At 41.9% G+C, this 14,835-nt stretch carries 13 protein-coding genes; 12 read left to right on the top strand and 1 reads right to left on the bottom strand.

The features are described from left to right. Positions 1–115: 115 nt before the first annotated feature. From STYK_RS06990 to STYK_RS06975, 4 genes are all read left to right on the top strand, one after another. A complete protein-coding gene (locus tag STYK_RS06990; protein ID WP_261804770.1) occupies positions 116–856 on the top strand; it encodes a DeoR/GlpR family DNA-binding transcription regulator in 741 nt (246 codons plus the stop codon). Further along, the gene (gene pfkB / locus STYK_RS06985) at positions 853–1,764 is read left to right on the top strand and encodes a 1-phosphofructokinase (RefSeq protein ID WP_261804769.1); all 912 of its coding nucleotides are present in this window, start codon (positions 853–855) and stop codon (positions 1,762–1,764) included. The genes STYK_RS06990 and pfkB overlap by 4 nt, the downstream gene beginning before the upstream one ends. Beyond that, positions 1,761–3,713, top strand: a complete 1,953-nt coding sequence (locus STYK_RS06980) for a fructose-specific PTS transporter subunit EIIC (RefSeq protein ID WP_261804768.1) — start codon at positions 1,761–1,763, stop codon at positions 3,711–3,713. Before pfkB ends, STYK_RS06980 begins: the two co-directional genes overlap by 4 nt. Positions 3,714–3,798: 85 nt before the next feature. Next, entirely contained in the window at positions 3,799–6,099 is a 2,301-nt protein-coding gene (locus tag STYK_RS06975; protein WP_315972263.1) for a DNA translocase FtsK, read from the top strand. Between the two features lie 44 nt (positions 6,100–6,143). On the opposite strand, the gene STYK_RS06970 is transcribed toward STYK_RS06975, so the two are convergent. Then, complete coding sequence (locus STYK_RS06970) at positions 6,144–6,575, bottom strand: DUF6556 family protein (protein ID WP_033685211.1); 432 nt, start codon at positions 6,573–6,575, stop codon at positions 6,144–6,146. Between the two features lie 138 nt (positions 6,576–6,713). Here STYK_RS06970 and STYK_RS06965 point away from each other — a divergent pair, with 138 nt between their 5' ends. The 8 genes from STYK_RS06965 (at position 6,714) to STYK_RS06930 (ending at position 14,827) form a co-directional block, all read left to right on the top strand. After that, positions 6,714–7,856, top strand: a complete 1,143-nt coding sequence (locus tag STYK_RS06965) for a cysteine desulfurase family protein (protein WP_261804767.1) — start codon at positions 6,714–6,716, stop codon at positions 7,854–7,856. An 8-nt stretch (positions 7,857–7,864) separates the two neighbouring features. Next, on the top strand, positions 7,865–9,079 hold the full coding sequence (gene thiI / locus STYK_RS06960) for a tRNA uracil 4-sulfurtransferase ThiI (protein WP_261018000.1): 1,215 nt from the start codon (positions 7,865–7,867) through the stop codon (positions 9,077–9,079). Between the two features lie 136 nt (positions 9,080–9,215). Next, positions 9,216–10,040 (top strand): alpha/beta hydrolase, encoded by an 825-nt coding sequence (locus STYK_RS06955; protein ID WP_261804766.1) that lies wholly within the window; start codon positions 9,216–9,218, stop codon positions 10,038–10,040. Between the two features lie 20 nt (positions 10,041–10,060). After that, positions 10,061–10,801, top strand: a complete 741-nt coding sequence (locus STYK_RS06950; protein WP_033687156.1) for an esterase family protein — start codon at positions 10,061–10,063, stop codon at positions 10,799–10,801. Between the two features lie 12 nt (positions 10,802–10,813). Further along, the gene (locus STYK_RS06945) at positions 10,814–11,980 is read left to right on the top strand and encodes an ATP-grasp domain-containing protein (RefSeq protein ID WP_261804765.1); all 1,167 of its coding nucleotides are present in this window, start codon (positions 10,814–10,816) and stop codon (positions 11,978–11,980) included. Positions 11,981–12,139: 159 nt separating this feature from the next. Continuing rightward, on the top strand, positions 12,140–13,045 hold the full coding sequence (gene gla, locus STYK_RS06940; protein WP_049499457.1) for an aquaglyceroporin Gla: 906 nt from the start codon (positions 12,140–12,142) through the stop codon (positions 13,043–13,045). Positions 13,046–13,169: 124 nt separating this feature from the next. Next, positions 13,170–13,895: a CppA family protein gene (locus tag STYK_RS06935; protein ID WP_261056338.1), complete on the top strand. Its 726-nt coding sequence runs from the start codon at positions 13,170–13,172 to the stop codon at positions 13,893–13,895. Further along, a complete protein-coding gene (locus STYK_RS06930; protein ID WP_261099685.1) occupies positions 13,892–14,827 on the top strand; it encodes a serine hydrolase domain-containing protein in 936 nt (311 codons plus the stop codon). Before STYK_RS06935 ends, STYK_RS06930 begins: the two co-directional genes overlap by 4 nt. Positions 14,828–14,835 lie beyond the last annotated feature (8 nt).

Genomic DNA, 14,835 nt, shown 5'->3' with positions numbered 1-14,835 from the left:
AAAATTCTGGAAATAAGAAAAATGATAGATTTTGAAAGAAAATGACAAAAAATGCTTGACTTTGAAATGTAGTGTGATAGAATGAATAGTGTAAACGATAACAGGAGGTGATTCAGTGTTAAAAACAGAGCGTAAACAGCTGATTTTAGAGGAGTTAAATCAACATCATGTAGTTTCTTTAGAAAAATTAGTTAGTTTGCTAGAAACATCAGAATCAACGGTTCGAAGAGATTTGGATGAGTTAGAAGCGGAAAACAAGCTTCGTCGCGTGCATGGTGGAGCAGAATTACCCCACTCCTTGCAGGAAGAAGAAACCATTCAAGAAAAATCTGTCAAAAACCTTCAAGAGAAGAAGTTACTTGCTCAGAAAGCTGCCTCTCTCATCAAGGAACAAGATGTCATCTTTATCGATGCTGGAACAACAACTGCCTTTTTGATTCATGAATTGGTTAATAAGAATATTACTGTTGTGACTAATTCGATTCACCATGCCGCTCAGTTGGTTGAAAAGCAGATTCCAACGGTCATGGTTGGAGGTAGTGTTAAGATGGCGACAGATGCAAGCATAGGGGGCGTTGCTCTTAACCAGATTAACCAATTGCACTTTGACCGTGCTTTTATCGGGATGAATGGTGTGGACGATGGCTATTATACGACTCCCGATATGGAGGAGGGAGCTGTTAAGCGTGCTATTTTAGAGAATGCTAAACAGACCTATGTCTTGGCGGATTCGTCTAAAATTGGACAAACTTGCTTTGCTAAGGTAGCACCACTCAAACGCGCTATTGTTATCACAAGTCAAGGGCATGAGCTCTTGCAGGTTATTAAGGAGAAAACGGAGGTAATAGAAGTATGATTTATACAGTCACACTCAATCCATCCATTGACTATATTGTCCGTCTGGACCAAGTCCAAGTCGGTAGTGTCAATCGTATGGACAGTGATGATAAGTTTGCTGGTGGGAAAGGAATCAATGTCAGTCGTGTCTTGAAACGTTTGGATATTCCAAATACAGCGACGGGATTTATCGGAGGCTTTACTGGTAAATTTATCACAGATACTTTGGCTGATGAAGAAATCGAGACACGTTTTGTCCAAGTGGCAGAGGATACTCGTATCAATGTTAAAATTAAAGCAGACCAAGAAACAGAAATCAACGGAACGGGTCCATCTGTTGAACCAGCTCAGCTAGAAGAGTTGAAAGCTATTTTATCGAATCTGACTGCAGATGATACGGTCGTGTTTGCTGGTTCAAGTGCTAAAAATCTAGGCAATGTTATCTATAAGGATTTGATTGCCTTGACCCGTCAGACTGGTGCGCAAGTAGTTTGCGATTTTGAAGGACAGACCTTGATTGATAGTTTGGACTACCAGCCACTTTTGGTCAAACCAAACAATCATGAACTTGGAGCGATTTTTGGGGTTAAACTCGAAAGTTTAGATGAAATTGAGAAATACGCTCGTGAGTTACTGGCTAAAGGTGCTCAAAACGTCATTATCTCTATGGCTGGCGACGGTGCCCTTCTGGTAACATCTGAGGGAGCTTACTTTGCTAAACCAATCAAGGGAACAGTCAAAAATTCAGTTGGAGCTGGTGATTCTATGGTTGCTGGATTTACTGGTGAATTTGTCAAATCAAAAGATGCAGTAGAAGCCTTCAAATGGGGAGTAGCTTGTGGAACAGCAACTACTTTCTCGGATGACTTGGCAACAGCAGAATTTATTAAAGAAACATATGAAAAAGTTGAGGTAGAAAAACGATGAAAATTCAAGACCTATTGAGAAAAGATGTCATGTTGCTGGATTTACAGGCGACTGAAAAAACAGCTGTCATTGAAGAGATGATTAAAAGTTTGACAGACCACGGTTATGTGACAGATTTTGAAACCTTTAAAGAAGGAATTTTAGCGCGTGAAGCTTTGACTTCTACAGGTTTGGGTGATGGAATCGCAATGCCTCATAGCAAAAATGCTGCTGTCAAAGAAGCGACTGTTCTCTTTGCTAAGTCAAACAAGGGTGTTGATTATGAGAGTTTGGATGGGCAAGCAACTGACCTCTTCTTTATGATTGCGGCTCCAGAAGGTGCTAATGACACTCACTTAGCAGCCTTGGCAGAATTGTCTCAATACTTGATGAAAGACGGTTTTGCTGACAAACTTCGTCAAGCACAATCAGCTGACCAAGTTATCGAACTTTTTGACCAAGCGTCAGAAAAAGCTGAGGATCCTGTTCAAGCACCTGCCAATGACTCTGGTGACTTTATCGTAGCTGTTACAGCTTGTACGACCGGTATTGCTCACACTTACACGGCCCAAGAAGCCCTTCAAAAAGTTGCTGTTGAAATGGGTGTTGGCATCAAGGTCGAAACCAACGGTGCTAGCGGTGTTGGAAACCAACTAACTGCTGAAGACATCCGCAATGCTAAAGCTGTTATCATCGCGGCAGACAAGGCAGTTGAAATGGATCGTTTCGATGGCAAACCATTGATTAATCGTCCAGTTGCTGACGGTATCCGTAAAACAGAAGAATTGATTAACTTGGCTCTTTCAGGAGATGCTGAAGTCTACCGTGCTGCTAATGGAGCCAAAGCTGCAACAGCCTCTAACGAAAAACAAAGCCTTGGTGGTGCCTTCTACAAACACTTGATGAGTGGTGTATCTCAAATGTTGCCATTCGTTATCGGTGGGGGTATCATGATTGCCCTTGCCTTCTTGATTGATGGTGCTTTGGGTGTTCCAAATGAAAACCTTGGCAATCTTGGTTCCTACCATGAGTTAGCTTCTATGTTTATGAAAATTGGTGGTGCAGCCTTTGGTTTGATGCTCCCAGTCTTTGCAGGTTATGTTGCCTACTCTATTGCTGAAAAACCAGGTTTGGTAGCAGGTTTCGTGGCTGGTGCTATAGCAAAAGAAGGTTTTGCCTTTGGTAAAATTCCTTATGCCGCAGGTGGTGAAGCAACTTCAACTCTTGCAGGTGTCTCATCTGGTTTCCTAGGTGCCCTTGTTGGTGGATTTATCGCAGGTGCCTTGGTTCTTGCTATCAAGAAATACGTTAAAGTTCCTCGTTCACTTGAAGGTGCTAAGTCAATCCTTCTCTTGCCACTTCTTGGGACAATTTTGACTGGATTTGTCATGTTAGCAGTTAACATCCCAATGGCAGCAATCAACACTGCTATGAATGACTTCCTAGGCGGTCTTGGAGGAGGTTCAGCTGTCCTTCTTGGTATCGTCCTTGGAGGAATGATGGCTGTTGACATGGGTGGACCAGTTAATAAAGCGGCTTATGTCTTCGGTACAGGTACGCTTGCAGCGACTGTTTCTTCAGGTGGTTCTGTAGCCATGGCAGCAGTTATGGCTGGAGGAATGGTGCCACCACTTGCAATCTTTGTCGCAACGCTTCTTTTCAAAGATAAATTTACTAAAGAAGAACGCAACTCTGGTTTGACAAACATCATCATGGGCTTGTCATTTATCACTGAGGGAGCGATTCCGTTTGGTGCAGCTGACCCAGCTCGTGCTATCCCAAGCTTTATCCTTGGTTCAGCAGTAGCAGGTGGCCTCGTTGGTCTTACTGGTATCAAACTCATGGCGCCACACGGAGGAATCTTCGTGATCGCCCTCACTTCAAATGCTCTTCTTTACCTCGTTGCTGTCTTGGTAGGAGCAATCGTAAGTGGTGTGGTCTATGGTTACCTACGCAAACCACAAGCATAAAAAATAGAAAAATGAAAAGATTGGACCGTTTGGTGCAGTCTTTTTCTCTTTCCGAAATGCCTGTGAAATATGGTATAATAGAAGAATGGCAAACAAGAATACAAGTAAAACAAGACGGAGACCGTCTAAAGCAGAACTCGAAAGAAAAGAAGCGATTCAACGAATGTTGATTTCGTTAGGAATCGCCCTTTTATTGATTTTCGCAGCCTTCAAATTAGGGGCTGCAGGTATAACCCTTTACAATTTCATTCGCTTGCTGGTGGGTAGCCTAGCTTATCTGGCAATATTTGGTATCCTGCTCTACCTCTTCTTCAAGTGGATACGAAAACAGGAAGGACTCTTATCAGGTTTTTTCACCATATTTGCTGGCTTACTCTTGATTTTTGAGGCCTACTTAGTTTGGAAATATGGTTTGGACAAGTCGGTTTTAAAAGGGACTATGGCTCAGGTTGTGACGGATCTGACTGGTTTTCGAACGACCAGTTTTGCTGGTGGAGGCTTGATTGGTGTTGGACTCTATGTGCCAACAGCCTTTCTCTTCTCAAATATCGGTACTTACTTTATTGGTTCTATCTTGATTTTAGTGGGTGCCCTCCTAGTCAGTCCTTGGTCTGTTTACGATATTGCTGAATTTTGCAGTAAAGGCTTTGCCAAATGGCGGGAAGGGCATGAGCGTCGAAAAGAGGAACGTTTTGTCAAACAAGAAGAAAAAGCTCGCCAAAAGGCTGAGGAAGAGGCTAGATTAGAAAAAGAAGAGGCTGAAAAAGCCTTACTCGATATGCCTCCTGTTGATATGGAAACGGGTGAAATTCTTACAGAAGATGTTGTGCTTGACGTTCCACCTGTTCCAGAAGAAGAGTGGGTAGAACCAGAGATCATCTTGCCTCAAGCTGAACTTGAATTCACTGAACAGGGAGATGGCTCTGATGTCGAAGATGTTCAGGTCGATTTTTCAGCAAAGGAAGCCCTTGAATACAAACTTCCAAGCTTACAACTCTTTGCCCCAGATAAACCAAAAGACCAGTCGAAAGAGAAGAAAATCGTTCGTGAAAACATCAAAATCCTAGAAGAAACTTTTGCTAGTTTTGGTATTAAGGTAACGGTTGAACGGGCTGAAATTGGGCCGTCAGTGACCAAGTATGAAGTCAAGCCAGCAGTCGGTGTACGGGTTAACCGCATTTCCAATCTAGCAGATGACCTCGCTCTAGCCTTGGCAGCCAAGGATGTCCGGATTGAGGCTCCAATACCTGGTAAATCCTTAGTCGGGATTGAGGTTCCTAACTCTGAGATTGCGACGGTATCCTTCCGCGAACTATGGGAACAATCTCAAACGAAAGCAGAAAATCTCTTAGAAATTCCTCTAGGAAAGGCAGTTAATGGCACCGCAAGAGCTTTTGACCTTTCCAAGATGCCCCACTTGCTAGTTGCAGGTTCAACGGGTTCAGGGAAGTCAGTAGCGGTTAACGGCATTATCGCTAGCATTCTGATGAAAGCAAGACCCGACCAGGTCAAGTTTATGATGGTGGACCCTAAGATGGTTGAGTTGTCTGTTTACAATGATATTCCCCACCTCTTGATTCCAGTTGTGACCAATCCACGTAAGGCTAGCAAGGCTTTGCAAAAGGTCGTGGATGAAATGGAAAATCGTTATGAACTCTTTGCCAAGGTGGGAGTTCGGAATATTGCAGGTTTTAATGCCAAGGTAGAAGAGTTTAATGCTCAGTCTGAGTACAAGCAGGTTCCGCTACCACTCATTGTTGTAATTGTGGATGAGTTGGCTGACCTTATGATGGTAGCCAGCAAGGAAGTGGAAGATGCTATCATTCGTCTCGGACAGAAGGCGCGTGCTGCAGGTATCCACATGATTCTTGCAACCCAGCGTCCATCCGTTGACGTCATTTCTGGTCTGATCAAGGCCAATGTCCCATCTCGTGTCGCTTTCGCAGTTTCATCAGGAACAGACTCCCGTACTATTTTAGATGAAAATGGAGCTGAGAAACTGCTTGGACGTGGAGATATGCTCTTTAAACCAATCGATGAAAATCATCCAGTTCGTCTCCAAGGCTCCTTTATCTCGGATGATGATGTCGAACGTATCGTAAACTTCATCAAGGCTCAGGCTGATGCGGACTACGATGAGAGTTTTGATCCAGGTGAGGTTTCTGAAAATGAAGGTGAATTTTCAGATGGTGAATCTGGTGGTGACCCGCTCTTTGAAGAAGCCAAGGCTTTGGTCATTGAGACCCAGAAAGCCAGCGCATCTATGATTCAGCGTCGTTTATCAGTTGGATTTAACCGTGCGACCCGCCTTATGGAAGAACTTGAGATGGCAGGTGTCATTGGCCCAGCTGAAGGTACCAAACCAAGAAAAGTTTTACAACAATAAAAAAATAGCTTCTTTCCAAGCTTGGAAGGAGGCTATTTTAGTGATTATTGATTAGTTTTATTTTCCGAAGTTGGAGTATTATTGGACTGTTTTTCATTATCAGTGGCAGGTTTACTTGGAGTAGGAGTAGAAGAATCCTGAGTTGCTGCTTTCTGCTCTTCTTTTTTCTCTTCCTTGACGCTAGATTTTGGTGTTTCCTCTTGCTGTGTTTTTTCTTGAGAAGTGTTATTTTCCTTATTGGGACTAGTGTTTTCCTGAGGGGATTCCTTTTGAATTTCTTTGACAATTGTTGTCGTCTGGCTTGTCGTAGGTTCTTTTTTAGTATTTTTATTATTATCCAAGGCGTTCATGATAGTGATACTTGCAGTAATTAAGCCAAGGATACTACCGATAGTGGCAACAGTTTTTTGAAAGACCGTAAAGCCTTTTTTGATGTGTTCTGTTTTTGGTTTTGAAGTTCTACGATAATTAGACATATATTCTCTCCTTTAATTAAAATTTATTATACCGCATTTCTTTAAAAAAATCTTAAAAAAAGAGGAATTGCCCTTTCTTGTCGCAGACTCCGTTTCATGATACAATAGAAGGAGTGATTTTAGAAAGCGTGAGAAAACATGATTTACTTTGATAATTCGGCGACGACCAAGCCCTATCCTGAAGCCCTTGAAACTTATATGCAGGTCGCTTCAAAAATTTTAGGAAATCCATCTAGTCTCCATCGTTTGGGAGATCAGGCAACACGAATCTTAGATGCTTCTCGTCAGCAAATTGCAGATTTAATCGGTAAGAAAAGTGAGGAAATCTTCTTTACTTCTGGTGGGACAGAAGGAGATAACTGGGTTATCAAGGGTGTGGCCTTTGAAAAGGCTCAGTTTGGAAAGCACATCATTGTATCAGCCATTGAACATCCGGCAGTCAAAGAGTCAGCCCTTTGGTTGAAAAGTCAAGGATTTGAAGTAGATTTTGCTCCAGTTGATAACAAAGGATTTGTAGATGTTGAAGCGTTATCAGATTTGATAAGACCTGATACGACTCTCGTTTCCGTCATGGCTGTGAACAATGAAATCGGCTCGATTCAACCTATTCAAGCTATTTCAGAACTATTGGCAGACAAGCCAACTATTTCCTTCCACGTTGATGCGGTTCAGGCACTTGCCAAGATTCCGACTGAAAAGTATCTGACAGAACGAGTGGATTCTGCGACTTTCTCTAGTCACAAGTTTCACGGAGTTCGAGGTGTTGGATTTGTCTATATCAAGTCTGGCAAGAAGATTACGCCTCTTTTAACAGGTGGTGGTCAGGAACGTGATTACCGTTCGACAACTGAAAATATGGCAGGAATTGCAGCGACAGCCAAGGCTCTCCGCTTGTCTATGGAAAAGCTAGATATCTTTACTAGCAAGACTGGTCAGATGAAGGCAGTGATTCGCCAAGCACTTCTGGACTATCCAGATATTTCTGTCTTTTCAGATGAGGAAGACTTTGCCCCTCATATTCTGACTTTTGGAATCAAGGGTGTTCGTGGTGAAGTCATCGTTCACGCCTTTGAAGACTATGATATTTTTATCTCAACGACCTCTGCTTGTTCGTCCAAGGCAGGGAAACCAGCCGGAACCCTGATTGCCATGGGAGTAGATAAAGATAAGGCTCAGTCAGCTGTGCGTCTTAGCCTAGACCTTGAAAATGATATGAGTCAGGTCGAGCAGTTCTTGACCAAGTTAAAATTGATTTACAATCAAACTAGAAAAGTAAGATAGGAGCATTCATGCAGTATTCAGAAATTATGATTCGCTACGGTGAGCTGTCAACCAAGGGCAAAAACCGTATGCGTTTCATCAATAAACTTCGCAATAATATTTCAGACGTTTTGTCTATCTATCCCCAAGTTAAGGTAACGGCAGATCGTGACCGTGCCCACGCTTACCTCAATGGAGCAGATTATACAGCAGTAGCAGAATCGCTTAAACAAGTTTTTGGAATTCAAAACTTTTCCCCTGTTTATAAGGTTGAAAAATCTGTAGAAGTTCTGAAGTCTTCTGTCCAAGAGATTATGCAGGACATCTACAAGGATGGCATGACCTTTAAAATTTCTAGCAAGCGTAGCGACCACAACTTTGAGTTGGATAGTCGTGAACTCAATCAAACCCTTGGAGGTGCTGTTTTTGAAGCTATTCCAAATGTGCAAGCTCAAATGAAAAGTCCTGACATCAATCTTCAGGTGGAGATACGTGAAGAAGCAGCCTATCTTTCTTATGAAACCATTCGTGGGGCTGGTGGTTTGCCAGTTGGAACTTCAGGTAAAGGCATGCTCATGTTGTCAGGAGGAATCGATTCCCCTGTAGCTGGCTATCTAGCGCTTAAACGAGGGGTAGATATAGAGGCCGTTCACTTTGCCAGCCCACCTTATACTAGTCCAGGCGCTCTCAAGAAAGCCCAAGATTTGACCCGTAAATTGACCAAGTTTGGTGGAAATATCCAGTTTATCGAAGTTCCTTTTACAGAGATTCAAGAGGAAATCAAGGCCAAAGCGCCCGAAGCTTACTTAATGACTCTAACTCGTCGCTTTATGATGCGGATTACAGATCGTATTCGTGAGGTACGAAATGGTTTAGTTATCATAAATGGGGAAAGCCTAGGTCAAGTAGCCAGCCAAACCTTGGAGAGCATGCAGGCTATCAATGCGGTTACCAACACTCCCATCATCCGTCCAGTTGTGACAATGGATAAGTTGGAAATTATTGACATTGCTCAGGAAATTGACACCTTTGAAATTTCTATCCAGCCTTTTGAAGACTGTTGTACCATTTTTGCGCCAGATCGTCCGAAAACAAATCCTAAGATTAAGAATGCGGAGCAGTACGAAGCGCGTATGGATGTTGAAGGATTAGTAGAGCGAGCTGTGGCTGGAATCATGATTACTGAGATTACACCGCAGGCTGAAAAAGATGAAGTGGATGACTTGATTGATAATTTGCTCTAATCAGAAAATCCAGAAGAATTTAGAAAAATAAATGAAAAAGTTAGTTTTTAATTCCAAAAATGGAAGCAAAACTAACTTTTTTTCTATAATTGTGATATAATAAAATAAAATTTTGAATATAGAGAGTTTTCTGACAATGAATCAATCCTACTTTTATTTAAAAATGAAAGAACACAAACTCAAGGTTCCTTATACAGGTAAGGAACGCCGTGTACGTGTTCTTCTGCCTAAAGATTATGAGAAAGACACGGATCGTTCCTATCCTGTTGTTTACTTTCATGACGGGCAAAATGTTTTTTATAGTAAAGAGTCCTTCATTGGCCATTCATGGAAGATTATCCCAGCTATTAAGCGTAATCCTGACATCAGTCGCATGATTGTCGTTGCCATTGACAATGATGGTATGGGGCGGATGAATGAGTATGCGGCTTGGAAGTTCCAAGAATCTCCTATCCCAGGGCAGCAGTTTGGTGGTAAGGGTGTGGAGTATGCCGAGTTTGTCATGGAGGTGGTCAAACCTTTTATCGATGAGACCTACCGTACCAAATCTGACCGCCAGCATACGGCTATGATTGGTTCCTCACTAGGCGGCAATATTACCCAGTTTATCGGTTTGGAATACCAAGACCAAATTGGCTGTTTAGGGGCCTTTTCATCTGCCAACTGGCTCCATCAAGAAGCCTTTAATCGCTATATTGAACGCAAGAAACTATCGTCTGACCAGCGTATCTTTATCTATGTTGGAACTGAAGAAGCAGATGATACGGACAAGACCCTGATGGCTGGTAATATCAAACAAGCCTATATCGATTCGTCTCTTCGGTATTACCATGATTTGATATCAGGTGGGGTGCACTTAGATAATCTTGTCTTGAAAGTTCAGTCTGGTGCCATCCATAGTGAAATCCCTTGGTCGGAGAATTTACCAGACTGTCTGAGATTTTTTGCAGAGAAATGGTAAGTTAGAAAAGGAGAAATCAAATGCATATTGAAAACCTTAGCCACTGGAGTGGCAATCTTAACCGTGAAATGTATCTTAATCGTTATGGACATGCTGGGATTCCAGTTGTGGTCTTTGCTTCATCAGGTGGTAGTCACAATGAATACTATGATTTTGGCATGATTGATGCTTGTGCTTCCTTTATCGAGGAAGGCCGTGTCCAGTTTTTTACCCTATCCAGTGTAGACAGTGAGAGCTGGTTGGCCACTTGGAAAAATGGTCACGACCAAGCAGAGATGCACCGTGCCTACGAGCGCTATGTGATTGATGAGGCCATTCCTTTTATCAAGCATAAGACAGGTTGGTTTGATGGTATGATGACGACAGGTTGCTCGATGGGCGCCTACCATGCAGTCAACTTTTTTCTCCAACATCCAGATGTCTTTACCAAGGTGATTGCTCTTAGTGGTGTTTACGACGCACGTTTCTTTGTTGGCGATTACTACAATGACGATGCTATTTATCAAAACTCGCCAGTAGATTATATCTGGAATCAGAATGACGGCTGGTTTATTGACCGTTACCGTCAGGCAGAGATTGTGCTGTGTACGGGTCTTGGAGCCTGGGAACAAGACGGTCTACCATCTTTCTACAAGCTTAAAGAAGCCTTTGACCAGAAACAAATTCCAGCCTGGTTTGCTGAATGGGGACACGATGTCGCCCACGACTGGGAATGGTGGCGCAAACAAATGCCTTATTTCCTCGGCAATCTCTATTTATAAAAGGAGTGACCTATGAATTACCTTGTTATTTCTCCCTACTATCCACAAAACTTTCAACAGTTTACCATCGAACTAGCCAATAAAGGTATTACCGTCTTGGGAATTGGTCAAGAGCCTTACGAGCAATTGGATGAACCTTTACGTAATAGCCTGACAGAATATTTCCGTGTTGATAATCTTGAGAACACAGACGAAGTCAAACGTGCAGTTGCTTTTCTCTTTTATAAGCATGGCCCAATTGATCGCATCGAATCTCATAATGAATACTGGCTTGAGCTGGACGCAGCACTCAGAGAACAATTCAATGTCTTTGGTGCCAAACCAGAGGATCTCAAAAAGACAAAATATAAGTCTGAAATGAAGAAACTCTTCAAAAAAGCTGGTGTCCCTGTAGTCCCTGGAGCTGTTATTAAGACGGAAGCAGATGTGGATCAAGCAGTGAAAGAAATCGGTCTTCCAATGATTGCCAAACCTGATAATGGAGTTGGGGCAGCCGCAACCTTTAAACTTGAGACTGAAGACGATATCAATCACTTCAAGGCCGAATGGGATCATTCAACTGTTTATTTCTTTGAAAAATTTGTCACTTCCAGCGAAATCTGTACCTTTGATGGGCTTGTGGACAAGGATGGTAAGATTGTCTTTTCAACAACCTTTGACTACGCCTATACACCGCTTGATCTCATGATGTATAAGATGGACAATTCCTACTATGTTCTTAAGGATATGGATCCCAAATTACGTAAATATGGTGAGGCTATCGTCAAAGAATTTGGTATGAAAGAACGGTTCTTCCATATCGAGTTCTTCCGCGAAGGGGACGATTACATTGCCATTGAGTACAATAACCGTCCTGCAGGTGGTTTTACAATTGATGTTTATAACTTTGCTCACTCTTTGGACCTCTATCGTGGTTATGCAGCTATTGTTGCGGGAGAAGAGTTTCCTGCATCAGAGTTTGCCCCTCAGTATTGTTTGGCTACTTCTCGCCGTGCAAATGCTCATTATGTCTATTCAGAAGAGGATTTGCTTGCCAAATATAGCCAGCAGTTCAAGGTTAAAAAAATCATGCCAGCAGCCTTCGCGGAACTTCAAGGAGATTACCTTTATATGCTGACAACTCTGAGTCGACAAGAAATGGAGCAGATGATTGCAGATTTCGGACAACGTCAAGAATAAGAACTCTCGGATTAAGGAAATGCACCACCTTAATCCTTTTGTTTTAACAAGAGAAATAAAACCGCTTTCTTATATATTCTTTTAGAAAACCTGTTGCTAAAAGATATAAAAATTGATAGAATAAGGATTGTCTAAAAAATTTTAAGGAGAATCTATCAAATGGATTTCACATGGGCAATTAAATATGCCACTGAATTTTTGGGAACTGCTATTTTGGTCATTCTTGGAAATGGTGCAGTTGCCAACGTTGAACTTAAAGGTACGAAAGGTCACCAAAGTGGCTGGATCGTTATCGCTGTTGGTTACGGTATGGGGGTTATGATCCCAGCCTTGATGTTTGGTAACGTATCTGGAAACCACATCAACCCAGCCTTCACTCTTGGACTTGCGATCAGCGGTCTCTTCCCTTGGGCACAAGTTGCGCCTTATATCATCGCACAAGTTTTGGGTGCTATCTTTGGTCAAGCCTTGGTTGTGGCAACACACCGCCCATACTACTTGAAAACTGAAAATCCAAACAACATCTTGGGTACTTTCTCAACAATTTCAAGTTTGGATAATGGTACAAAAGAATCACATTTTGCGTCAACTATTAATGGTTTTGTAAATGAGTTTGTTGGTTCATTTGTTCTTTTCTTTGCAGCCCTTGGTATGACTAAAAACTTCTTTGGTGCTGAACTAGTATCAAAAGCACAAGCTGCTATCAATGCTCAAGTTGCACAAGCAACTACTCAAGGTCAAACAATTCCTCAAGAACAAGTAACAGCAGCACTTGACCAAGCTAAAGAACAAGTAGCGCCATTTATGACTTCTGGTCTTGGAATTGCTCACTTGGCACTTGGATTCCTTGTTATGGCCTTGGTAACATCACTTGGTGGACCTACAGGGCCTGCCTTGAACCCAGCCCGTGACTTGGGACCACGTCTCCTTCATGCTTTCCTTCCAAAATCAGTTCTTGGTGAGCACAAAGGTGATTCAAAATGGTGGTATTCTTGGGTACCAGTAGTAGCACCGATTGCAGCAGCAATTGCGGCAGTAGCTATCTTCAAATTCCTTTACCTATAAGAAATTGAAACCGGGGAAATCCTCGGTTTTTTAGATGCAATTTTACGAAAAATCGGTAAATTTGAGCATAATATCTTGTAAAAAATTCTAAAATCCTATAAAATAAAAAGTGATGGAGGAATTTATGAATGTAAATCAAATTGTACGGATTATTCCTACTTTAAAAGTTAATAATAGAAAATTAAATGAAACATTTTATATTGAAACCCTTGGCATGAAGGCCTTGTTAGAGGAGTCAGCCTTTCTATCACTAGGGGATCAAACAGGTCTTGAAAGGCTAGTTTTAGAAGAAGCTCCCAGCATGCGTACCCGTAAGGTAGAGGGAAGAAAGAAGCTAGCTAGATTGATTATCAAGGTGGAAAATCCCTTGGAAATTGAAGGACTCTTATCTAAAACGGATTCGATTCATCAATTATATAAAGGTCAAAATGGCTACGCTTTTGAAATTTACTCTCCAGAAGCTGATTTGGTTTTGATTCATGCGGAAGATGACAGAGAAAATCTAGTAGAAGTAGGAGAAAAACCTGAGTTTCAAACAGATCTGGAGTCAATTTCTTTAAGTAAATTTGAGATTTCTATGGAATTACATTTTCCAACTGATATCGAAAGTTTCTTGGAAGTATCTGAAATTGGGGTGTCACTTGATTTTATCCCAGCTCAGGGTCAAGATTTGACTGTGGACAATACGGCTACTTGGGACTTATCTATGCTCAAGTTCTTGGTCAATGAACTAGATATAGCAAGTCTTCGCCAGAAGTTTGAGTCTACAGAATATTTTATTCCTAAGTCTGAAAAATTCTTCCTTGGTAAAGATAGAAATAATGTTGAATTGTGGTTTGAAGAAGTATGAAGTGGACCAAGATTATTAAAAAAATAGAAGAACAAATCGAGGCAGGGATTTATCCCGGAGCCTCTTTTGCGTATTTTAAGGACAATCAATGGACGGAGATCTATGTAGGACATAGTGACCCAGAACATGGCTTGGATACTGAGGCAGGACTAGTTTACGACCTAGCCAGTGTTAGCAAGGTTGTTGGAGTTGGCACTGTTTTTACCTTCTTGTGGGAAAAAGGTCAATTAGATATTGACAGACCGGTAACAGATTTTTTACCAGAGAGTGATTATCCAGACATCACTATTCGCCAGCTCTTGACTCACGCTACAGACCTTGATCCTTTTATTCCCAATCGTGATCTTTTAACAGCACCTGAATTAAAGGAAGCGATGTTTCATCTTAAGAGACGAAGTCAGCCAGCCTTTCTTTATTCGGATGTCCATTTTTTGCTGTTAGGTTTTATCTTGGAAAGAATCTTTAATCAAGACTTGGATGTGATTTTACAAGAACAAGTCTGGAAACCTTGGGGAATGGCGGATACCCAGTTTGGGCCTGTTGAGCTTGCTGTTCCAACAGTTAGAGGTGTCGAGGCAGGTGTGGTACATGATCCCAAGGCTCGTCTCCTGGGCAGACATGCTGGTAGTGCTGGTTTATTTTCGACTGTAAAGGATCTACAAATCTTTTTAGAACACTATTTATCAGATGATTTTGCAAGAGATTTGAGTCAAAATTTTTCTCCTTTGGATGACAAGGAACGTTCTTTGGCCTGGAATTTGGAAGGAGATTGGCTAGACCATACGGGCTATACAGGTACCTTTATCATGTGGAATCGCCAGAAGCAAGAAGCGGCTATTTTCCTATCGAATCGTACCTATGAAAAGGATGAGAGGGCTCAATGGATTGTAGACCGCAATCAAGTGATGGACTTGATTCGCAAAGAAGAGTAAGGAGAGAC

It is taken from the genome of Streptococcus toyakuensis (assembly GCF_024346585.1).
Classification (GTDB): Bacteria; Bacillota; Bacilli; order Lactobacillales; family Streptococcaceae; genus Streptococcus; species Streptococcus toyakuensis.
Note: the sequence above shows the minus strand (reverse complement) of the source record. Positions and strands in the feature narration are given on the sequence as shown.